Origin of the sequence: Neptunomonas phycophila (assembly GCF_001922575.1) — a bacterium.
Taxonomy (GTDB): domain Bacteria; phylum Pseudomonadota; class Gammaproteobacteria; order Pseudomonadales; family Balneatricaceae; genus Neptunomonas; species Neptunomonas phycophila.
In genome coordinates, this window is the sequence record NZ_MRCI01000001.1 from 2,510,622 (window position 1) to 2,532,902 (window position 22,281).

General features: G+C 45.8%; 20 protein-coding genes. 7 read left to right on the forward strand and 13 right to left on the reverse strand.

The window, feature by feature from the left end:
• Positions 1–9 precede the first annotated feature (9 nt).
• The gene (gene astB / locus BS617_RS11425) at positions 10–1,380 is read left to right on the forward strand and encodes an N-succinylarginine dihydrolase (RefSeq protein ID WP_075172924.1); all 1,371 of its coding nucleotides are present in this window, start codon (positions 10–12) and stop codon (positions 1,378–1,380) included.
• A gap of 10 nt (positions 1,381–1,390) precedes the next feature.
• On the opposite strand, the gene BS617_RS11430 is transcribed toward astB, so the two are convergent.
• Entirely contained in the window at positions 1,391–1,873 is a 483-nt protein-coding gene (locus BS617_RS11430; protein ID WP_083610010.1) for an Lrp/AsnC family transcriptional regulator, read from the reverse strand.
• A 281-nt stretch (positions 1,874–2,154) separates the two neighbouring features.
• Here BS617_RS11430 and BS617_RS11435 point away from each other — a divergent pair, with 281 nt between their 5' ends.
• Entirely contained in the window at positions 2,155–3,228 is a 1,074-nt protein-coding gene (locus BS617_RS11435) for an arginine N-succinyltransferase (RefSeq protein WP_075172926.1), read from the forward strand.
• Positions 3,229–3,260: 32 nt separating this feature from the next.
• On the opposite strand, the gene BS617_RS11440 is transcribed toward BS617_RS11435, so the two are convergent.
• Positions 3,261–4,070, reverse strand: a complete 810-nt coding sequence (locus BS617_RS11440) for a DUF1338 domain-containing protein (RefSeq protein WP_075172927.1) — start codon at positions 4,068–4,070, stop codon at positions 3,261–3,263.
• A 279-nt stretch (positions 4,071–4,349) separates the two neighbouring features.
• Here BS617_RS11440 and BS617_RS11445 point away from each other — a divergent pair, with 279 nt between their 5' ends.
• Positions 4,350–5,387 carry a hypothetical protein gene (locus BS617_RS11445; RefSeq protein WP_075172928.1) on the forward strand — a complete coding sequence of 346 codons (1,038 nt, stop codon included), beginning with the start codon at positions 4,350–4,352 and terminating at the stop codon, positions 5,385–5,387.
• Positions 5,388–5,664: 277 nt separating this feature from the next.
• Complete coding sequence (locus BS617_RS11450) at positions 5,665–6,450, forward strand: cyclase family protein (protein ID WP_075172929.1); 786 nt, start codon at positions 5,665–5,667, stop codon at positions 6,448–6,450.
• A 126-nt stretch (positions 6,451–6,576) separates the two neighbouring features.
• Here BS617_RS11450 and BS617_RS11455 read toward each other — a convergent pair whose 3' ends face one another.
• The 3 genes from BS617_RS11455 to BS617_RS11465 all read right to left on the reverse strand — a co-directional run bounded on the left by BS617_RS11455 (position 6,577) and on the right by BS617_RS11465 (position 9,891).
• Positions 6,577–7,656: a fumarylacetoacetate hydrolase family protein gene (locus BS617_RS11455; protein ID WP_075172930.1), complete on the reverse strand. Its 1,080-nt coding sequence runs from the start codon at positions 7,654–7,656 to the stop codon at positions 6,577–6,579.
• A gap of 45 nt (positions 7,657–7,701) precedes the next feature.
• Positions 7,702–8,640 (reverse strand): VOC family protein, encoded by a 939-nt coding sequence (locus BS617_RS11460; RefSeq protein ID WP_075172931.1) that lies wholly within the window; start codon positions 8,638–8,640, stop codon positions 7,702–7,704.
• Positions 8,641–8,841: 201 nt separating this feature from the next.
• Positions 8,842–9,891 (reverse strand): amidohydrolase family protein, encoded by a 1,050-nt coding sequence (locus BS617_RS11465; RefSeq protein WP_075172932.1) that lies wholly within the window; start codon positions 9,889–9,891, stop codon positions 8,842–8,844.
• Positions 9,892–10,034: 143 nt separating this feature from the next.
• Between BS617_RS11465 and BS617_RS11470 the strand changes: the two genes are divergently transcribed.
• A complete protein-coding gene (locus BS617_RS11470; protein ID WP_075172933.1) occupies positions 10,035–10,943 on the forward strand; it encodes a LysR family transcriptional regulator in 909 nt (302 codons plus the stop codon).
• 74 nt (positions 10,944–11,017) lie between these two features.
• Here BS617_RS11470 and BS617_RS11475 read toward each other — a convergent pair whose 3' ends face one another.
• Positions 11,018–11,917, reverse strand: a complete 900-nt coding sequence (locus BS617_RS11475) for a LysR substrate-binding domain-containing protein (RefSeq protein ID WP_075172934.1) — start codon at positions 11,915–11,917, stop codon at positions 11,018–11,020.
• A 390-nt stretch (positions 11,918–12,307) separates the two neighbouring features.
• Between BS617_RS11475 and BS617_RS11480 the strand changes: the two genes are divergently transcribed.
• Both BS617_RS11480 and BS617_RS11485 read left to right on the forward strand, forming a co-directional pair.
• A complete protein-coding gene (locus BS617_RS11480) occupies positions 12,308–13,372 on the forward strand; it encodes an aromatic ring-hydroxylating oxygenase subunit alpha (protein WP_075172935.1) in 1,065 nt (354 codons plus the stop codon).
• Between the two features lie 163 nt (positions 13,373–13,535).
• Positions 13,536–14,492 carry a PDR/VanB family oxidoreductase gene (locus BS617_RS11485; RefSeq protein ID WP_075172936.1) on the forward strand — a complete coding sequence of 319 codons (957 nt, stop codon included), beginning with the start codon at positions 13,536–13,538 and terminating at the stop codon, positions 14,490–14,492.
• Positions 14,493–14,605: 113 nt separating this feature from the next.
• On the opposite strand, the gene BS617_RS11490 is transcribed toward BS617_RS11485, so the two are convergent.
• The 7 genes from BS617_RS11490 to BS617_RS11520 form a co-directional block, all read right to left on the reverse strand.
• Positions 14,606–15,592, reverse strand: coding sequence for an NAD-dependent epimerase/dehydratase family protein (locus tag BS617_RS11490; RefSeq protein ID WP_075172937.1), 987 nt, complete (start codon positions 15,590–15,592; stop codon positions 14,606–14,608).
• 21 nt (positions 15,593–15,613) lie between these two features.
• A complete protein-coding gene (locus BS617_RS11495) occupies positions 15,614–16,603 on the reverse strand; it encodes a fumarylacetoacetate hydrolase family protein (protein ID WP_075172938.1) in 990 nt (329 codons plus the stop codon).
• Positions 16,604–16,631: 28 nt separating this feature from the next.
• Positions 16,632–17,207, reverse strand: a complete 576-nt coding sequence (locus BS617_RS11500) for a cupin domain-containing protein (RefSeq protein ID WP_075172939.1) — start codon at positions 17,205–17,207, stop codon at positions 16,632–16,634.
• Between the two features lie 67 nt (positions 17,208–17,274).
• On the reverse strand, positions 17,275–18,405 hold the full coding sequence (locus BS617_RS11505) for an FAD-dependent oxidoreductase (protein ID WP_075172940.1): 1,131 nt from the start codon (positions 18,403–18,405) through the stop codon (positions 17,275–17,277).
• 13 nt (positions 18,406–18,418) lie between these two features.
• On the reverse strand, positions 18,419–18,793 hold the full coding sequence (locus BS617_RS11510) for a Rieske (2Fe-2S) protein (RefSeq protein ID WP_075172941.1): 375 nt from the start codon (positions 18,791–18,793) through the stop codon (positions 18,419–18,421).
• Positions 18,790–21,195 carry an efflux RND transporter permease subunit gene (locus BS617_RS11515; RefSeq protein ID WP_075172942.1) on the reverse strand — a complete coding sequence of 802 codons (2,406 nt, stop codon included), beginning with the start codon at positions 21,193–21,195 and terminating at the stop codon, positions 18,790–18,792. Before BS617_RS11515 ends, BS617_RS11510 begins: the two co-directional genes overlap by 4 nt.
• A complete protein-coding gene (locus tag BS617_RS11520) occupies positions 21,192–22,280 on the reverse strand; it encodes a WD40/YVTN/BNR-like repeat-containing protein (protein WP_075172943.1) in 1,089 nt (362 codons plus the stop codon). The genes BS617_RS11515 and BS617_RS11520 overlap by 4 nt, the downstream gene beginning before the upstream one ends.
• Position 22,281: the final 1 nt, after the last annotated feature.

The window sequence follows — 22,281 nt, forward strand, 5'->3', positions numbered from 1 at the left end:
GCACCACTCATGAGTTCAACTGACGGATTATCAGCACCCCATCACGGTGCTATCGAAGCCAACTTTGATGGTCTGGTGGGCCCTACGCACAACTATGCGGGCTTATCGTCTGGTAACTTGGCATCGCAAAAGCATTCATCGCAGGCATCTAACCCCAAAGAGGCTGCCTTACAGGGCTTAGCTAAAATGAAAGCCTTGCATGATTTGGGGTTAGTGCAAGGGGTATTAGCACCGCAAGAGCGCCCCGACATCCATACACTTCGGCATCTGGGTTTTAGCGGAAGCGACAGCCAAGTGCTACAAAAAGCGCAGCAGCAAGCCCCCCGCATTTTAGCGGCTTGTTGCTCGGCCTCTAGCATGTGGACGGCTAATGCGGCAACGGTATCACCCAGCGCTGACACCGCCGACGGCCGCGTGCACTTTACACCGGCTAACCTCACTAACAAGTTTCATCGATCGATCGAGCACCCTGTAACCGGTCGTATTCTACAAGCGACCTTCAATAATGATGAGCACTTCGCCCACCACCCTGCTTTACCCAATGTTGAGCATTTTGGTGATGAAGGTGCCGCTAACCACACGCGTTTTTGCCATGAGTATGGCGACCCGGGCGTGGAGTTTTTTGTGTTTGGCCGCTATGCCTTCGATCACAGCCAGCCAGCGCCTAAACTATTCCCAGCCCGCCATACGTTTGAAGCCTCGCAAGCGGTAGCCCGTTTACACGGCTTATCAGCAAACGCCGTTGTATTCGCGCAGCAAAACCCCGACGTGATCGATCAAGGTGTGTTCCATAACGACGTGATCGCTATGGGTAACCGCAACACATTATTTTGCCATCAAGAAGCGTTTTTAAACCCGCATGATGTGTACGAACAGCTCAACCAAGCGATGCAGGATAAATTCAATATTATTGAGGTTCCTTCTAGCTTGGTATCCGTACAGGATGCGGTGAGCAGTTACTTGTTTAATAGCCAGTTGCTCACCATTAACAGCAAAACCACCTTGGTTGTTCCAGAAGAATGCCGCCATAACCCAGCGGTATGGGGATACTTAGAAGGCTTGGTGGCCAGCAAAATGCCCGTCGATGCACTTAAGGTTTTTGATCTAAAACAAAGCATGAGCAACGGCGGCGGCCCTGCTTGCTTGCGTTTGCGTGTGGTTTTAAATAGTAGCGAACTTGCAGCCACTAATGAAAACACGCTTATGAATGATGCGCTGTATAACCGTCTGTGTGCATGGGTAGAGCAACACTATCGTGACCGACTGGCTGAGCATGATTTAGCAGACCCCGCGTTGCTAGACGAATCACGCCAAGCGCTTGATGAGCTCACCCACATACTGAAACTGGGCTCGGTTTATCCGTTTCAACGCACCCCTTAGGCAGGGTCGTCTAAGCAGGATCATCCAACAAAGCCGATAACGGATAGCCTGAAAAAGGCTTTCCGTTTTCTAATACAACATGGCTACTAATGTGAACCTTACCGGGTAACAGATCTAAAATTTGATCATTCACCGCATTGTAACGCGGCATATCGGCCGCAATAATTCGCAAAAAAAGATCGATCGCTCCGCTCACGGTATAGCTTTCGACCACTTCGGGAATGGCTTCTACCGCATCTCTAAATTCCCTAAAGCGCTCGGTACTCTGGTCTTGCACACTCACCGTGGCTATCACAGTAACAGAGCGGCACAAACTATGAAGATCGATTGCAGCTAGATAACCAGTAAGCACACCCGCAGCTTCTAACTTACGTACTCGGTTTAAACAAGCGCTGGGCGACAAACCCACCGAATCAGCAAGATGCTGATTAGTGATGCGAGCATCGTGTTGCAGCAACGAAATAATCTTTCTGTCCAACCGGTCTATATCCACGTTACAACACTCCATGCACGCACTTATTTAATGAAACATTGACTTAATATACCCCAAAGCCCAGCGCACAAGCGGCTTAACAGGCTACACAATCACAGTATAGCGGCTTAGGTAGCCCCCTTCTTTGAGTAAAGCGACAAAATATTCTGCGGTGCAGGTTCAGGTAAACGAGAGTTTCTGCAATTTTGGCCTAATAAATGAACAGCACATTTGCCAATGGCTTACCTAAAATAAACACACTAACTATAACTAACGCTAACTGACCCAGTGTGGAGAATGCCATGTACCTGTTGCGCCCTTGCCAGACCAACGATCTTGCGGCATTGCTTGCTCTTTCTGAATTAACAGGCGCGGGTATGACATCCATGCCATGCGACCTTGAACACTGGAAACAAAAAATTGATGTGTCCCAACAGTCGTTCTCGGCCACACCGGCGCGCAGCGGTAGCTACTTTATGGTTTTGGAAGATCACGCCACAGGGGAGATTGTTGGTACAACGGCGATTTACACCGGCCTTGCGCTCACGCACCCTTTTTATGCATTCCGTGTAAGTGAGCAACAGCGTACTCATGATGCACTCAACATTTGTCGCTCTTCTCAGGTGCTTGAACGGGTAAGCGAATATACTGGCGCAACCGAAATAGGCTCGTTGTTTCTTGCGCCTGATCACCGTTTACCCGGTTTGGGCCAACTGCTTTCGCGCGCACGCTTTTTACTAATGGCGGATGCCCCCGAGCGTTTTGGTGATCGTATTTTTGCCGAGCTACGAGGCTGGCAGAACGCACAAGGCCAATCACCTTTGTGGGAATCATTAGGTCAACGTTTTATGGGGATTACCTTTGATCAGGCCGTGGCTTATACCGCCGAGGCAGGTTTAGCATTTGCCGAGGAATTGCTCCCCGATTACCCTATTTGTATTGATTTGTTAGCCGAAGAGGCGCAAGCCGTTATCGGACGGCCACATGATTCATCCGCACCCGCTCTCGCTATGCTCAAACGCGAAGGCTTTCAGTGGCGAGGTTTAATCGATCTATTTGATGGTGGCCCTCATGTTGAAAGCTCACTTGGCCATATTCAAACCGTCAAACACAGCACGGTATCGTCTGTTGATATTGTTCCTAGTGATGATGATCTACCGCTCAACCACCAGCCGACACTCATCAGTAATACGGATGTGCTTAACTTCCGTGTGACACTAGCGCCAGCCGCAGCCTTACCTAATGGTCAGTTGGTCATCACGCAAGCCACAGCGGATGCTTTACTCGTTACTTCGCATCAAGGCGCTGTTGTTCGCTGCGTTTCCCTTAATCGTCAGCAAAACCACCAACAAAAAACCGCCATAAAGGCGGCTTAGTGTGTACCAATGACACGCATGATGATCAGCAGTTAGCTGGCATGGGTCGATTCGAAAATTTTATCGGCATTGGCTTCTCTAAAACCCTGATAAAGTTTGTTGGCATTGTCCGGGTCTGGATAACGGCGGGCAAATTCGTAAAAGCAGGTCGGGATCTCGTGAGGGTCATCACCGGCAAACAATATCGTCATTTTGTCAGCCATCGTTGAGCCTTGCTCCAACAACGCGGCAGGCGAGCCTTTAACCTCACCACCCGATGTATTCACACTAAAACCGGCTTGCTTAACGCGGTGCAGCACTTCTTCTATCGAGTGTGATGATTTTAAGTGGTTAACACTCACCGTAAAGTGATTAGCACGCAATCCTAAAGCCAGCAACCATGCTCCGTACTCACTTTCGGCTAAGACCTGTTGGTACTCATCCCAAGTGGGAGCATTCCAATGTCGGCCAGACCAAAATAACTCAGGGGTTAACGCCGTGGCCTCGCTAATCTGATCGGTGTAGCGGGCAATAATTGCTTGGCTAGCCTCACTTAACTGCTCGGTTAATAATTCTGAGCAAAACACTTTAGGCACTTGATTGTCAGGATGGATATAACTGTGCGCCCTCAGCTTTTTCTCTTTAAATTGGTAGCTATCTTGACGCTCATAACCTAACGAGAGAATGACCGTTTCCAATTTATCCAGCGAAACAGGTGTGTGTGCAAAGGTTCTAAAGGCCACGTGGTCATTTACCACGACACCATCCGTGGTGGCAAAGAGCTGATGTACCTTTTCGGCTTGCGGTGCAATCAACAGATAGTCATGCCATAGAGATTGGTAAAACTCCGTCACTTTATTCACACATTTACTCCCTTCACGATCATAATTATTTGTTGCAGTGTCGCGCGAGTCACCAACGCATGCAAGCCACTAAGACTAAAGACAATAGCCTGTGTCGACTTCTACCAAAACAAGGTCGCATTCTTTAAAAAGCCTTATTAAATAAGACGAAAACGCTAATATTCAGCTTTGAGGGATTACACTAGCCGCAAATGTGATATAACAAGTTTATAATTGATTATAAATTATACAAGCAAGCGTCCATGCTTGCCGTTGTGCAACCGACAAGGAGTTCGTTGTATGTTATTGCCCTTTAAACGAAACGCTACATTGACCTCTGTTGCTTTAGCAAGCAGCCTATTATTAACAGCCTGCGGTGGAGGCGGTGGTGGGGGTAGCTCATCAAGTAGCAGCAGCACAGATACACCCGATGTACCGGAATCTGGGTATCGCGTCAGCCAAGTCCAATTAGATTACGACAATAATGGTACGCCCGACGCAACCGTTGCCATTACCTATGACAGCAACGGATCCATTGAGTCCGAAAACTACACCTACACCGATGATGGCACTCCCGATTTATTCCGCTTTTATAACAGCGCCGGCGACAGTTCAGAAGCCTACAGCTACGAACACCTAGCGACAGGCCAGCTCAGCAATCTACACATTGAAAGCGGTTCACGACAGTCCTTTAGTCAGTACACTTATAATTCGTCTAACCAACTGAGTACTGTGACAGAAACCATTACTAACGGCACTAGTGTCTCCGAAAAGCGAACCACCTTTACTTACAGCGGTGGTCGCTTAACCGGCTATAACACCGTCAATACAGTGGATTCTAGCCCTATTTCGCGTGGTCAATTTTCCTATGATGGCGATGGCCGCATAGAAACTCAAACACAGGAAACTTGGCAAGCGGCTAGCTCTACTTGGTCAACCCTAACCTACACAACATCATGGACAGATGAAGGCTATATAGAAGAAGTGGCTGTTGATACTAATGACGATGGAAACGCGGACATTACCTTAGCCTACACCTATGGAAGCGGCGGCGAAGTTCTAAGCCGTGTGCGTACCGACTTTACCAACGATACTCAAGACTCGACCGTCACTTACCGATATTCGAGCAACAATATCCGCAACGGAGAAGATTGGGACCTAGGGTCCGACGGCTCAATCGACGCCACGCTTTCAATCACGGTTGCCAGTGAAGCCTGCCAATATTCGTATGGTTGGAATGCAGGCGCTACGGCTAATTTTGGCTACGAAGAAACAACCGATTACACACCAGGCTCAGGTGCATACCGTATTCGAGCTTGTATCACTCCCGGCGAGTAATCAACGCGCGTTATACTAAGAGAGTGTTTTACTCATCAGTAGCACTCTCACATCACAGTACGTCCTCTTTCTTCTTTGCTACCTCCTCCTTCCTACCTCCTATTTCTTAATCGTTCACACTGCATGTTTAAAAGAACAACAAAAAAAACAAAGTCAAGTTGATTTTATCAACAGGTAGCATGCGTACTATCAACTTAATTGCATTACCTTTTTTCTTTACCATTGGATGGTTTGCCAAAGTACTAAGGCCCCATAATAAAAAGAGGTATGGATAAACATGAAACCATCACACACCAGACGCATCGTTGATCTGTCTGTTACCTTAGATAATAACCCTTATACCGACCCCCCTCCGTTACTTCCAAAGATCGATTATGTAGACCACCAAGAAGGCTGGCCAGAGATGGCCAACATGTTCCCGGGCCTTAAAAAAGAAGACATGCCAGGTGATGAAGCATGGGCCGTTGAAAAGATGGTCATGAGTGCTCATAACGGCACGCACATGGACGCGCCGTGGCATTACGCTTCTACAACCGATGGCGGTAAACCTGCCTACGGCATTGATCAGTTACCTCTAGACTGGTGCTTACAGCCGGGCGTCAAACTCGACTTTCGCCACTTCCCCGATGGACATATTATTACGGCGGAGCAAGTCGAGGCGGAGCTAAAGCGCATTAATCACGATTTACAGCCATTAGATATCGTATTGGTGAATACGCGTGCTGGCGCCATTTACGGCGAGCCTGGTTATTTAGAAGCAGGGGTTGGCATGGGCCGAGAAGCGACGTTGTATCTATTAGAACGTGGTGTGCGAGTTGTGGGAACAGACGCTTGGAGTTGGGATGCCCCCTTCAAATACACACGTGAGAAGTTTGCTGAATCGGGTGACGCGTCCATCATCTGGGAAGGCCACAAAGCTGGTAGAGATATAGGTTATGGCCAAATGGAAAAGCTCTCTAACCTAGAAAGTTTACCGGCTAACGGCTTTATGGTCTCGTGCTTCCCCTACAAGATTAAAAATGGATCTGCGGGTTTTATCCGTGCCGTAGCTATATTTGATTAAACAAAAAAAAGAATGCTCGTTATTGAGCATTCTTTTTAGTCACTTTCTTGAATCTACGTCTGCGCTCTTATGTGTACAGCCTTATAATCAGGACGATTTTCTATCGCCCTGCCCCTATAAAAAGCCTTACCACTCAGTTTTAAAAGCACCATAAGTAGGCGTACGCCCATTCGTTTCTTCTTTAACTATGTTATTGCGTTGGCGACCTAAGTAAGTAATTGAGCTTTCCATCACATCGCCTTCTTTGAGCCAAAGCCCACCCAAGGTGGCTGCATTGCCCGGAGGCGAGCCCATAATTAATAAATCCCCTGGCAATAACTTAAGGCGCTCCGAAGCGTGAGATAACACTTGTTCAGGCGAAAAAATCATATCTTCTACTGGCCAATCCTGACGTTTCTCACCATTTACGTTTAAGCGTATTTGCATTTTATGACGATCAACAAACTCTTTAGGCACAGCAAAAGGACCAAAAGGTTTAAAATTGGGCTGGAATTTACTTACCCAATCAAAGTTAAACTTAATATCAGCTCGTTTAAATTCATCTACGGTGCCAATATCATTCACCATCACGTACGCTGCAATAAGATCATCAGCATCTTCAGGTCTTACATAACGCTCAGTTTTACCAATGATGATGCCTAATTCCAGCTCCCAATCTGGCTGCTCGCCAATCAGTGGTAAAGCCACGTCATCATTTGGCCCACACAGGGCAGAGTGCATGCCAATAAAAAAGAATGGCATACCTTCACGGCCACGACGATCCACTTCTTCATAGTTACGCTTAAAGAAAGCTTCGTCGTCTTCACCCGGTAGGCGTTTATCTTGGTTGAATTTGTTAAACGTCATCATTTCAGCAACGTGCTGACGATAATTAGACGCCGCGCAAATCATATTGGGATGTGCAAGCACAGGTAAGATCATTAACTGTTCAAAAGATTTTGCAGGACGATCAGGTTTGGCGGCAACGGCTTTCATCCACTCTAATGCTCGATCCCAATCGTTAAAAATAGCGTGGGTATCTACGTAACGGTCTGACAAGTCTAGTACATCACCGTTAGGCAATACCAAACCAGGGAAAGGCTCCTTACCTGCTTCTTGATAGGTACCTATTCCAAAAGTGCCTTCTACTAAACCGGTCGCCGGATTGATATTTTCCGGCTCTACTGCTGGCTCAACTAAATGCGCCATAAAATCATGTGAGCTCATAAGCTATATTCCTATCAATTATCTATGCCAAGTTGGATGGAGTGTTTATGCGAAATAACGATCCGGAGGATCAGAACTCCACACATCCATCTCAACTTCAGCAATATTGTGTACACGCGAGCCATCACTAGCTTTTAACAAATCGGTATCGGAAAAGGTTTCGAAGCGATTACGGTTAGGGTCACGCCACACATCAAAAATATGACTACCGTGCGGATGACGCCCAACTCCCCACACCAACTCATAATCTTTTGATTCCAAATAACGATGAGTCATGAACTGCGCTTCAAAGTCTTGCGCTTCAAAACTAATGTGGTGGCAAGCCGTCTCGCCTGTTTGACTTTGCATAAGCGCAATCACATGATGATCAACGAGTTCCTCTCCACGGTCGAGGCGGCAAAAACCAACAATTTGAGCTTGCGGCTGACCTGGGATGTGGTAAACATCACTTGGGATAAGGCCTAACACATCTTTGTAAAAAGGCAGTGTTTCAACAAAACTTGGAATAAATAAGCCTACGTGTCCAAGACGAAATAGCTTGGCCGGTCCCATTGGACGTTTCGGCTCAAAGCGGCCTTCTCGGGTATATTGACCGGGAGCATTCATTTCTAAATGCTTGTAAGCTTCTTCTTTATTGACGCGCTCTACACCAAAAACCAAATCAATCTTAAAGCCATTGGGATCAGTTAACGTGACAGCCAACCCGCCGCCGGGCGTAGTTAATTCGCGAACAGGTGTGGCGCCATGTTTAGTGACGGCAATGTCGAGATCCTCTTTGGACTCAACTTCAAACGCTAACCCTAAAAACTTTGGCTCATGTGCTTTTTCGGCAATGTAGGCATATGCATCGCCTCCGCCAGTTCGCATAATTAATCGGTCTTCTGTTTTCTCTACCGTCAGCAAACCAAAGTCTTGTGCAAATGACTCGGTTTGGTCTAAGTCTGGTACTTGAAACGTAACATGGTGAGGGCTTTTAAGTCGCATACGGAGCTTTCTCCTTAACGTTTATTATTATGTTCGCTTTATTAAAAATTGCATAGACGCGCCTATTAGGGCGTTCATTGATTGAATTTCAAAATACGATAGGCCTTTAATCTATCAGCGTCTAATGAAATAAAATCCATTTATGTATAAGTGATACTTATAGGTAAGAGATAACACCCGTGCTCTTGTGCCGTCTTTGCACTACAACTTCACCTCAATCCCCAAGAGTTCTGCGGCATTCAAGCCCATGACCTTAGCTTTATCCGCTTCATCGAGCTGGTCATGAAAGGCCACGGGGTCAGGCTCTGCCATATCAAATGGGTAATCACTTCCTAAGCACAGACGATCAGATCCGTGTGTGCGCACCAATGAGGCTAGCTGCTCTTTATCAAACACTAACGTATCAAACCAAAGTTTGCGTAAATAACTGGAAGGAAGGTGCTGGCAGTGTTCACTACAGTCAGCCCGCGCACGCCACCCATGATCCATACGCCCCCAATAGCCGGGGATATAACCGCCGCCATGGGCAACACAAATTTTTAGGCCGGGATATCGATCAAGAACGCCTCCAAATATTAAATGACTAACGGCGAGTGTGGATTCAAGCGGGTTACCGATAAGATTATTGAAGTAATACTCTTTCATGCGGTGCGCGTGCGTAAAGCCTAGCGGGTGTATAAACAGCAAAATACCCAGCGCTTCTGCTTCAGCAAAAAAAGGCTGAAGCACTTCATCATGCAAGTCTTTACCATTTACATTCGTGCTTATTTCGATCCCACGTAAGTTAAGCTCACTTGCACACCGGCGCATTTCAGTAATAGCCAAGTCGATGTCTTGCATAGGAACCGTGCCCATACCAACAAACCGCTCCGGGTTAGAGGCAACCGCATCTGCGATACCGTTGTTGATAGTTTGAGAAGCAGCTAAACCCGTTTCAGGATCGGTGTAATAGAAATATTGCCCAGGATTAGGCGATATAACTTGAACATCAATACCAAGCTTATCCATATCCTTAAGGCGTAAATTAATATTATTTAATGTGGCACCAATTTCACAAAATTGCGCACGGTTAACTTCATTGGATTTATCATTCGAAAATTCATGAATACCCGGTGGTGGGCCGGGGTATTTTTCTTGAACAATTTTATCTGCCGCAGGAACATTGAGGTGGCAATGAATATCAACCACCAAATGCTTTCCCTTCTGGTTTACTTGTATAAGATTCTTATTGGTACAACAATTAATACCCATGCGTTAAACCTATTTATAATAATTATTAGTCATTCAACTAATTTCCCACTTAGGTTTGCAGACGTCCAATCAGAATTAACCTTGTAATCAATAAGTGTGGCTGATAGCTTGGCTAAAATAATTCAACAAGTTACTTATGCTATATGAGATTCGACGGCTTAGATTTAAACTTATTAGTTGCCTTAGAGGCTTTAATTGAAGAGCGGCATGTTTCAGCAGCGGCGAGGCGCATTCATCTCAGCCAACCAGCCGTTACTGGTGCGCTAAAAAGACTCCGCGAATATTTCGAAGACGAACTTTTGGTGCAACGCGGTCGTCGAATGTTCCTTACCCCTAAAGCCGAGGCGCTCGCAGAGCCTGTGCGCAAAGCTTTACTACATATTCGTGGCGAGATCACGCGTGCAGGAAGCTTTGATCCAGCTACGACTGCTCGCCATTTTGTAATCGCCGCGTCTGACTATGCCTACACAACACTCTTGGCTGATGTAATTGTGAAAGCGGCAACACTCGCTCCTGCTGTTACTTTCGAAATTATCCCACCTAGCGAGCAAGCCAATGAGCGCTTTGATCGCGCTGAAATAGACCTGCTTTTAACCGTTGATAAGCTTGCTTTACCCGACCATACCTTTGTGGAGTTATGGCGCGATGACGAAGTCATTATCAGCTGGAAAGGGGCGGGGTTTACCAAGATAGACAAAGAAACTTTTTTATCATGTGGACATGCCATTGCCACCTTTGGCCCAGAGCGCAGACCCTCTGTTGCTGATTATTATATCGATAAAAGCGGTTGGAAACGTCGAGTAGAAGTTCAGCTCTTAGAGTTTGGAGGTCTCTGCCAAGTCATTGTAGGAACCCAAAGACTCGCTACCATGCATAGACGTTATGCGCACCACTTTGCCAAGCTATACCCTATTCAGTTACACGAAACGTGGGAGCCATTCCCAGACTTAGTGGAAGGCGTGCAATGGCATACCGTTAGAGACTCAGACCCTGGACTTCAATGGTTAACCGAACAATTACAGCTGGCTGCAAAAGAACTACCACCGCACTAGTATTGCCGCAACACTTACCGAAACCAACCGGTATTGTACTGGATGTCAATTTACAAAAATGGGTTATCCGAGCGTTAAATAGTCAAAGCGACATCGGCAATTAATGCTCGCAGCCAACGTAGGCCTTCATCATTTTCTCGGTCCCTATGGTATTGCATTGTTTGAGTTAATAGAGGGATTTCCATCGGCGGCTCAAGCACCCTAATTGGCATCGACTGGCTAACAATATCGGCTAACCGGCTATGAACTGTGGCAATACGCTGGGTGCCAATAATCAACATAGGCGGCGCCAACAGGTTTGATGTAGTGATTTCAACTCGCCTACTGACCCCGTAGTTTCCCATAAACCAACCATCAAATGCTGGAGCATGATTTTTACCGTAATTTACCGCTACGTGGCCAGCAGATTGGTAGTCTTCAAAGGTCAGTTTATCTGTGATTGTTGTATTACCTTCCCAACAAATACATTTATAACCTTCTTGATAAATTTCGTCGTATGGGTGGCCTTTCGTCACGAACTGCCTAGGAATAAACATCAGATCAATATCCCCTTTATCCAATAAATCTTCGTTACCCGTGGTAAGGATTTCTAATCGAAGGTGCGGGGACTCCTGAGCCAATCGACTAACAACACTTGGCATGAGCACCATTGTGGTTAGCTCAGATGCGATCACTCTGTAGCAACGATCATCAGTTTTAGGGTCAAATTGAGGCTTATTAATAATGGTATTTTCCATATCAATAAGAATACGTCGTACAGACTTAGATAAAGACTCTGCTAAAGGTGTAGGAACAAGATCACGCCCCACAAGCACAAAGAGCTCATCATTAAAATATTGACGTAAGCGTGAGACCGCCGAGCTCATACCCGACTGGCTTAAATGAATACGCTCACCCGCTCGCGTGATATTTCGCTCACTTATCAACGCATCTAATGCAACCAACAAGTTTAAGTCCAGGCCTTTAAATCGCATAACCAACCCGCCATTATTTTTATAGTTATTTATCGTATTAAGTAATCTATTTTAGAGATTCAAATCATCAATTAATAGATCTTAATTTTACACTGTAGCCCCGCGGCCCATTAAAAATGGAAAGTCCAGCCATCTTTATAGCATCTATTTTAACGATACCTACCAACGCTGCTAAGGATTGGTGCCTAGCAAATTGCATTGTTATATTGCAGTGATGGCATGTGATTTAGCTAATTGCTGATAGATCAGCGTGTGGCGATGTAATCATTACACTCCTCAACGCTTATCTCTCAACCTTTAGCCAAAAAAGACAAGAAAACTGTACTTGTGAAGCTTGTGCACCAGAAGTACAGCAACAACGACAAAAAAAATAAAAGGAAAAGTATAATCATGTATCCATTTAATTTTAAAAGCTCCATCGTGCGTAATCGTTGGTATATGGCCGCCTTCTCTGACGAGATCACACGTGAACCAATGGAACGAACCCTGTTAAATAAACCTGTGGTCATGTATCGGAAAGAAAATGGGGATCCCGTAGCAATGTATGGCTTATGCCCTCACCGTTACTTACCTCTAGTACAGGGCCGTGTAGAGGGTGATTCAATCGTATGTGGCTATCACGGTTTCAAATTTGCCGACAACGGCGACTGCATCGACATTCCATCTCAAGACAAGGTGACCGGTAAAATTTGTCAGCCTGTTTACAAATTAGTAGAGCGCGGGCCTATCTGCTGGATTTGGATGGGAGATGACGATAAATGTGACTTAGATTTAATCCCGCCTTATGAAGATTTTGGCTTAGACCAACCCGGCTGGGACTTCCATTCGCCCAACTATTTTCACTTAGAAGGTAGATCACAGCTTTTAGTCGATAACTTAATGGATCTCACCCATTTACCTTACGTGCATCATCACATTGATGGTAAAGACGCGATGGCTAAAATTCCTTTGGTCACTGAAGAACATGAAAAAAGTTACCGCGTTTTACGCAATGGTAAAGCCCCCTGGAACGACTACTTCAAGATGGTATTTGGGCCAAAAGCAGAATTTGAAGGGCTGTGCGATTTTCAAATTAGAAGCGATTTTTACGGTCCCGAATTTATTTCTACCAGCCTTCCGATTATAACCGCCATTCCAGGACGAGATGACGTACCTAAAGAGCTAGGCACGTTAATGATTCTCCATGGAATAACACCAGAAACAGAAACAACGACACATTACTTTGGATTTTCTACCCGTAATTTCAGACTTTCTGATGAGGCACTTGATAACTTCCAACTGGCGGCCGATAAAAAAATCCGAGGCCAAGATGTAGTCGCCATCAACGCAGTTGAAGAAAGACTTGAGTTTGCTGTGCAGCAACAAAGAGAGTTATTAGTGGCAGCGGACAAACCCGCTGTGCAGGTCCGCAGAAGAGTTGAAGCAATGCTCTCTGCAGAGAACCCGACACAATAAAGTACCAGTACACTTTCTGTAACGAATAACACATCGGTTAGCTAGCCCTTAGAGGCTGGTTAACCGTTGCTGCACTTTATGTATCCTTTTTTACCTGTGTACTCTTTTTTACGTTGCCTTAACGCGGTTTAAGACAACAAGAGAAAGAAAGGAATCCATTATTATGTTTGAAGTTATTATTCAAAATAAAATACAAGAAACACCGAATATTGCGAGTTTTGAGCTTGTGCGAGCCGATGGCCAAGCCATGCCTTTGTTTGAAACAGGTAGCCATATAGATGTGCACATATCCGACGCCTTTACCCGCCAATACTCTTTAATTAACCATTCGCGCTCCAATGAGTTTTATAAGATTGCCGTCTTAAATGATGCTAACTCCCGAGGCGGCTCTGTCGCGCTACATAAAAATTTCAATGTAGGTGACCGGCTGACTATTTCAGCCCCTCGCAACCTTTTCCCACTAAATGTGAACAGTGACAAAGTCATGTTATTCGCTGGCGGTATCGGTATTACCCCTATTATGTCTATGGCAATAGAGCTAGATAGTTTAGGGGTAGATTTTGAACTTCATTACCATACCCGCTCAAAGCAAGACACCGCTTTTTATCAACAATTATCAAGTTCGCCATTCTCTTCTAAGGTATTTTTTTACTTCGACGGCGTACCAGAAGCCAAAGGCCATAGCGTTGAAAGCGCCTTAGCCTCCTTCACAGATAATACCCATTTATATACGTGCGGCCCTGGCGGATATATGGATTATATTTTTAGCACCGCCCAGAATTTACATTGGAAAACTGAAAACCTGCATAAAGAAGTCTTTCAAGCGCAGCCAAAACCAACTGAATCAGGTGACAAGCCCTTCAAACTAATTCTAAGTCGCTCGGGCATCGAAATCGATGTAGATGTCCATCAAAGCGCACTTGAAGCCATAGAGGATGCCGGCGTTGATATCGACATGTCCTGCGAAATGGGGATATGTGGTGCTTGCTTGACCACCGTCATCGAAGGTCAGCCAGACCATAGAGACGAGTTCTTAACAGCTGATGAGAAGTCGAAAAATAATCAATTCACGCCCTGCTGCTCACGTGCATTGAGTGATTCATTGACCATAGACCTATAACCTAAACAAAAGTATTGCCACATAATTTATGAACAGAGCTTTTTGGTCGCCTCTATATGTCGCTAATTGCTCTGTTAGCAACCGCTTAACTGCGACCATGGCGCAACAATAACTTACGGTAAAGCACGTTCGACCAGCTTATTAAGACTTCCATCATGCTGAAACCCTGCAGAGTCTGCCAATGGGGTTTCTAGGGGTGGGAAGCAACCGAATAATTGCTCGATCATAGGATCAACATCGTAACGCACCAGTTCATGCGCCTTTTGCTGGTAAACCGAGCCTATTGCTGATACTAACTCAGCCATACTAAAACAAAGCGTTGGTAGGGTAAATGTCCTCCCTGCCTCCATTTTGCTCTCTTCTACGACGGCCGCATGCATCAAATTTTCGACCACATTCGGTAATGACGATGCCCACGTTTTTGCCTCGGGAGACATCGGACAGACAAATGCGTGCCCTTGTGAGACTTGCCTAATGATGTCACTCAGAAAAGCTGACAGCTGCCCCGTTTCTGCAGGTGGACGAGCCAAAACACCAGGCAAACGCAGAGAGCGACCATCCACCCAGCCTCGGCGACTAAAGTCACTAATCATCACTTCACCTACCACCTTATGAGCGCCGTAACTCAATTGCGGGTTGAGTGGAGTGGCATCAGTAACTCGGTCAGGCAGTTGACCAAACACAGCAATACTACTGGCAAACACCAACCTAGGTTTACCCTGACCTGCCAGCGTCTGCCTTTTGCAGGCCTCTAGCAGTGTGATAGTGGCATCAATATTTACTTGACGCGCCAGCGCTTCATTCTGTTCTGCCATACCACCGGGAATACTGGCCAGATGAAAAATAACATCTATGGATGACTGTTTAAGAAGCTCAGACAACCATGTCTGATCAGCCAAGTCGCCGCTGTGCATTGCTATGGTTACGTTTTTCTTTACCGGCTTTGAGGGGAATGCGCTATCAAAGTGGCGATCGATCAACGTCAGTTCAGAAACGGCTTTTACCTCCCCTTCGCGTTTAAGCGAAGGGGGCATAGAAAGCAGGTAGTTGGTCAACGCTTGACCAACAAACCCATTAGCACCAGTGATTACAACATGCATGATGTGCCCTTTTTACTCTTTTTAAACGGAGGTGTTGGGCACAACTTTTTGCTCTATCACACCAAAAGGGCCTTCACGGCCGTCATCGAACACCGCTTGCATTCTCACCTTGTCACCAAAGCGCATAAATTGTGTTTTGATGTCGCCTAAGTCAATTTTTTCAATGACTCGTCGCTCAGCAATACATGCAGAACCCGCCGCTCTTGATTTATTAGATACGGTACCAGAGCCTAGTATGCAGCCAGCGGTCAGTTTCCGACTTCTTGCCGCATGCGCTATTAACTCAGGAAACGAAAAGTTCATTTCGCTGGCATGAGGCTCGCCAAAACGCTCATCGTTCCAAGTCACGTTCAGGTGCATATTGACACGGCCATTTTCCCAAGCGGCACCTAACTCATCCGGTGTTACGGCTATTGGTGCAAAACTTGACGAAGGCTTAGCCTGTAAAAAACCAAAGCCCGAGTTCATTTCTCGGGGGCCTAATGCTCGCAGGCTCCAATCGTTAATTTGAACAATTAATCGTATGGCTTGGGCCGCCTGCTCAACAGAAGCAGACATGGGAACTTCGGCCATCACGACACCAAACTCCCCTTCAAAATCAATTCCGTCAGCCTCGCTCGGCATTGGGATATCAACGGTTGGCCCCTGAAAATCATCGCTGGCTCCTTGATACATAACCGGAATTGTATCGAAGTCGGCAATAGGGTCTGTATTAAACGCTTCTTCCATTAATTTACCGTGATTTAAAAACGCTGAAGCGTCCAGCCACTGAGGGCTTCTCGGTAAAGGCGCGCTACAAACTGAGGGCTCAAAATCAAATGCATTGGTTAGCAGGCCATCATTCAACTGTTGATATAAAGCTTGTAAGTCTGCCTCTACGGCTTGCCAGTTTTGAACAGCCGTTAATAAGTTAGGGGCGATGGCTGAAGCATCGACAGCCTTACGTAAATCGTTAGAAACTAAATGTAAACGACCATCTAATGTACCATCAGGTAATGTTGCAAATTTCATGTAATCTCCTTGTTCCGATAAACCTGATTTATGCGATAGCTTTAGCTAGTTGGTCGTCATATTGCCCACCTACTAGAATGAACAAAATACGGCACATCTTTCCAGAGCGATTAGCCCAGGCATGATTGGTTCCTCTTTGAACAACAACACTACCCGGCTTTAAGACGGCTTCATCTTTATCAACAATGAGTGTTAACTCGCCTTCTATCACGATGCCGTAATCAACTGATTCCGTGCGATGCATCAGAGGATGCGGGGAATCGTTTTTGACAGTTGAAAGGTTTTCATCACCCACACTCGAAAACATATCTTTCATTTTTTCGTGGCCGTGCTGTAAGTACTCTTGCGTGTCCGGTGGAATATCAACAAATCGAATACGCGTACCTTCTTGTGGGGGCGGCAATACAACATCCCCTAGCGTGGGATCGACTTCAGTGGCACTAATCGGCGCTGGAGTCTTACTGGTATTCCACACTTCATGAAAACGAGTGCCGGGAACCGCCTCAAGGTCTACAACCGTTTTTAAAGGGCTATTATCAATAATAACCGCGTGGCCATTCTCATCATGCCCAGTGACCACTCGGTAAATGTCAGGAAAGCTCATAAACCAGCCTCTTAAAAATAAAAAAAAGCAGCGATCTCGGATCAGGAATCACGCTGCCCAAAGGATGCTAGATAGGTTGGCTCAGCGCGATAAGAGACTCTTTCATGATATTAGAGTGCTCTTCCTTATCACCTCCATGTATCTCTATGCGAGAAAGTTGAGCTGAGTTTTCAACCACTAATCGGCAGCGCTCCCAACGACGCTTAAAAAAGTTGTCTAGAGCCGTATCAAGCTCATTTGTTTTTATCAATTCTTCTGCGAGCACGATTCCACTTTCGATACCAATACCAGCACCCGAAGCCAAATGTGGTGTAGTAGCAGCAACCGTATCTCCAATCATGACTAGACGCCCACGGTTCCAGGAATCTTTTACCAGCACATTAGCTAACGGGCGGTAATCAATATTCGCTGTTTCTTCATAAGCATGAGGTATAAGTGATTGAACCGTGGGATTAGGAAACTCTTCCATTAACTTGGCAAACCTTTCAGGCCAAGTGGCGCGGTCCATCCGCTCTTTGATAGGACGGTCTTCGGTAATAAACATATACATGTGGGTATCTGAGACGGGATTAACACCCAGCTTCAAGTGGTTACCAATCCACATATTGACTCGCTTAATCTCTGGTGGCCGCGGCATAATGGCTCGCCAAACACCTTGACCAATGTATTCTGGCTCGGGTTCTTGCGGGAAAAACTTTTTACGTAAGCCGGAGTTAACTCCATCCGCTCCAACAACTAAATCGTATTCTTGAGAGGTGCCATCCGTAAACTCGACTTTGGCACTCTCATTAGTCAATGTAATCTCTTTATAGGTACACCCTAGTCGTACATTTACACCAGAAGCGATGGTCGTCTCGGACATGATTCGAGCCAGTGTTGGCCTAAAAATCCCCCCACTTCCACCAACGCTAGACCCTACGGGGCTAGGGGTAGGTAGCTCCATTAATAAAGGCCCGTGGGCTAAGTGCATACTTACACCATCAGTGACACAACCTTTTTTTACAACTTCTTCATAAAGGCCAAGCGTTTCAAGTGCACGCAATGTAGCACCATTGATAGTGATCCCAGCACCTAGCTCACACCATTCAGGGTCGATCTCCACTAGATCCACTTTAAAGCCATTGCGCCGCATACTAATCGATGCCGACATCCCGGAAAAACCACCACCAATAACCAACACGCTGTTTACAGCTGACATAGGCTTACTCCCATTAATTTTTATTCTTTTCTAAATCAGTGCGTGAAACCGAAGCATTACCCTCAGCATCAACGCAAATAACAATTTTTTTTAGCCGTTGTCCAAGACAAGGGCCTTGAATACAAAGCCCTGTTTTAGGTTCAAACAACGCTCCATGTGCATGGCAACATACATAGCTTTTAGCACTATTCATGTAGGCATCTTTTCGCCATGCCATGGGTGCCCCGTTAATATGCGGACATGCATTACGCCACCCAAAAAGCTGTCCATCTGACTTAACAACAAAAAAAACATCGTTGCCGTCATCATTGGTAAGAAAGCCTCTTGCACCTCCTTCCTCTAAGTCCTCAAGATTACCAAGAGGGTAACGGTCAGATACCTCGTTCATACAGTGACTGCATTTTTAGCTTCAACCGGTTGGCTGATGACATTAGGTTTTAAAAGAAAATGCGCTAGGGCAGGCAGCAAGATCAAAGCACCTAGCATGTTCCACAAGAACATAAATGACAGTAGCAACCCCATATCGGCTTGGAATTTAATCGGGCTGAACACCCAAGTAATAACACCGACCGAAAGCGTCACCCCGGTTAACATCACCACTTTTCCGGTAAAGTTCAGTGCTTTCAAATAGGATTGGGACAGACTGTGCCCTTCCCTTAGGCCGACTAATGTTATGGACAAAATATACAAGGCGTAGTCAATCCCGATACCTACACCAAGAGCAATAACGGGCAATGTGGCAACTTTTACACCCATCCCTAGTTGCACCATCAACGCTTCAACCATAATTGATGTCAGCATCAGCGGTAGGATTGCAACAATAACCGCCTTGATCGATCTAAAGGTCACAAACGACAGTAAACCAACGGCGCCATATACCAAGAACAGCATTTGATACCAGGCCGCTTTAACTGAAATATTAGTGGCTGCTTGAATACCAGCACTACCGGCAGCTAAGAGGAACTGAACCTGATCGGTATCATTTTGAGCAGCAAAATTCTCTACATGATTAACAACATTGGTTAATGTATCTGCTTTGTGATCTTGTAAGTAGACATACAAGGTTAATAAATTGCAGCTGTCATTATATAAACCGCGTGGCGCGCCAGCTGTCATGTAATTCAGCATGCTCTGGTTAGGTAAAAACTCATACCATTTAGGGTTGCCTTCATTAAGCCCTGACAAAACCCGTCGTGATAAAAGTGCTAAGGAGTTAGTAGATTCGACGCCAGGCAATTGTTTGAGCTGCCATTCTAATGTGTCAATTTTATTGAGTGTTTCGTATTGAGAACACTCGCCATCAGGCGTCTTAATCATGATGGCCAGCACATCACTTGAAGCACCATAGTGGTCGTTCATAAATGCGACATCGTTGTTGTAGCGGCTGTCTTTTCTCAGCTCTGGCGCGCCCTGATCAAGATCGCCTATCTTCAGTTGCGTGCTAAGTGCAAAGGCACCAATGGTGAGAAAGGCTCCTCCAACAAGCGCCCCTATAGCCCACTTACGTTGCGTAAATTTATCTAAAAAAGCCCATAGTTTTGGTGCTTGTTTTATATCGTAGCCCGCACTTTCATTAATAACACTGCGTTTAGCAGCACGAGGACTCACACCCACATATGACAGCAAAATTGGTAATAAAATAAGGTTAGTAAACACCAAAACGGCCACACCAATTGAAGCAGCTACAGCCAATTCTTGGATGACTTTAATGTCAATAACCAGTAATACAGCAAAACCAACCGCATCGGCTAATAACGCAGTTAAACCTGCCAAAAATAAACGGCGAAACGTAAAACGAGCGGCGACAAGCTTGCTATAACCGCGTCCGATGTCTTGCATTATGCCGTTCATTTTTTGAGCGCCATGGCTCATTCCGATGGCAAAAACTAAAAATGGGACAAGGATAGAATACGGGTCTAAAACATAACCCAATGTTGGTAGGATACCCAGTTGCCAGACCACCGCTAAAATAGATGCCGCTACAACTAACAACGTAGATCGAACACAGCGTGTGTACCAATAAACCATACCCGTAGCGATAAGCACGGCAAGAGCAAAGAAAGAGAGTACAGCCTCAACCCCTTCGATCAAATCCCCCATTACCTTAGTGAAACCGGTAATATGAACCTCTACACCTTTGTCTTGGTATTTAGTTCTCAGGTTTTCTAAAAGATCAGAGTATTTAGCGTAATCCAACGGCTCGCCAGTAGAGGCTTCACCTAAAAGCGGCATATAGATGATCGTTGATTGACCATCAACGGCGATTAGCTGCCCTATTTGACCTGAGCGCGCTACATTGTTTTTTAGCTGATCAAGGCTGGCAGGCGATCCGTCATAATCGTCTGGAATAACAGGCCCGCCATCAAGACCTTGCTCTGTTATACCTATCCAACGTGTCGAAGGAGTCCATAAAGACTTCATCTGTACACGATCGACGCCCGGCAACAAAAAAACTTCATCACTCATTTGGCGTAATATATCAAGGTACTCTGCCTGATAGATCGAACCCTTAGGGTTCACCACGGCTATCCTTAACGCATTACCTAACCCAGTTAATTCCTGCTCATACGTCAAATAGTTTTGTATGTATTCTTGGTTTTCCGGGAGCGTTTTTTCAAAGCTGGCATTAATCGTTAGCTTGGTAGCCTGCCATGCGAAGAAAACAGTCAACAAACTACAAATAAGAATAACGACTATCCGGTTATTGAATAGAACTCTTTCAAGTAATGATCCGGTTTGCGGATCAAACTCAGCAGTGCTTGCTGTTGAGGGGGATGGTTGATACTTCATTTTGCACTTCCTGAATCAAGAGAGATAGCGCCATTAATACTTAGCGCAAGCACATCGCCGTCTGATTTTTCCAAGATAAAGGTCAGAGGCGGTAAAGGTTTCTGATTCACTGGGACAAGGGTCGAATTTTTTAACCGAAGCAATAACCCTGCCTGGTTTGCAAATACCAACTGTCCATCTGAGTCAATTAAGGAGGCGGTAATAGTGGCCGGTATAGGGTTAATTAACTGCTTCCAATTTGCACCGTTGTCCTCTGAGACAAGCGTGTTACCTCGCAAACCAGCAAGCACTATTTGGTTCGCATCTGGTAGCTGAGCGGTGAAAAAACTACCTTCATAAGGCGTTTCAATGGTTTCGAAAGAATCGCCATTATTATTGGATAGAGCCACAAAACCTTGTTCACCGGCGATCAATATCCGATTCCCTTGCTTACGAACACTGTATAAGTGCAAACCAAACGGGTTATCGATCCGGGACATCCATGAATTCCATGTTTGGCCACCATCAAGACTTTCAAAGGCGAACCCATACGCACCCACTACCACTAGGTGCTCGGGGCTAATCAGTAACACATCAAGGAAAGGCTTATCTGGGCCATCATCCATCAAAAAACGAGCCGTTTCAGCGGCTTCTTGATCATCCTTTAATAAGGCATCGGTCAATAGAGACTCAACTAACGTGTTACCGTTTAGCAGAACCTTCCAGCTTTCACCACCATCGGTGGTTCCTAAAACGCTCCCACCATGACCTATGGCGTAACCGGTATGTTCATCAGCAAACGCCACACCGGTTAATGTCACACTGATCGGCGAAGGTACTTGGCGCCATGACTTTGCTTGATCATCGGATAATAAAATAAACCCCCGCTCCCCAACAGCGACCAAGGATTTACCGACATGCGCGCTAGCCAGCAGTACAGAACGTTGCCCTAGTGTGGATATTTCAGAAGGACGTTCGATTGCATCCTTAACAGCAGCGATCGACGCTTCATTCTGACCCAGCAGAGAGATACCCAAAGCAATTATCAACAAACGATGCCGGTTAGGTACGAGATACTTATGCACTAACTTGTTAACAATGTTCATA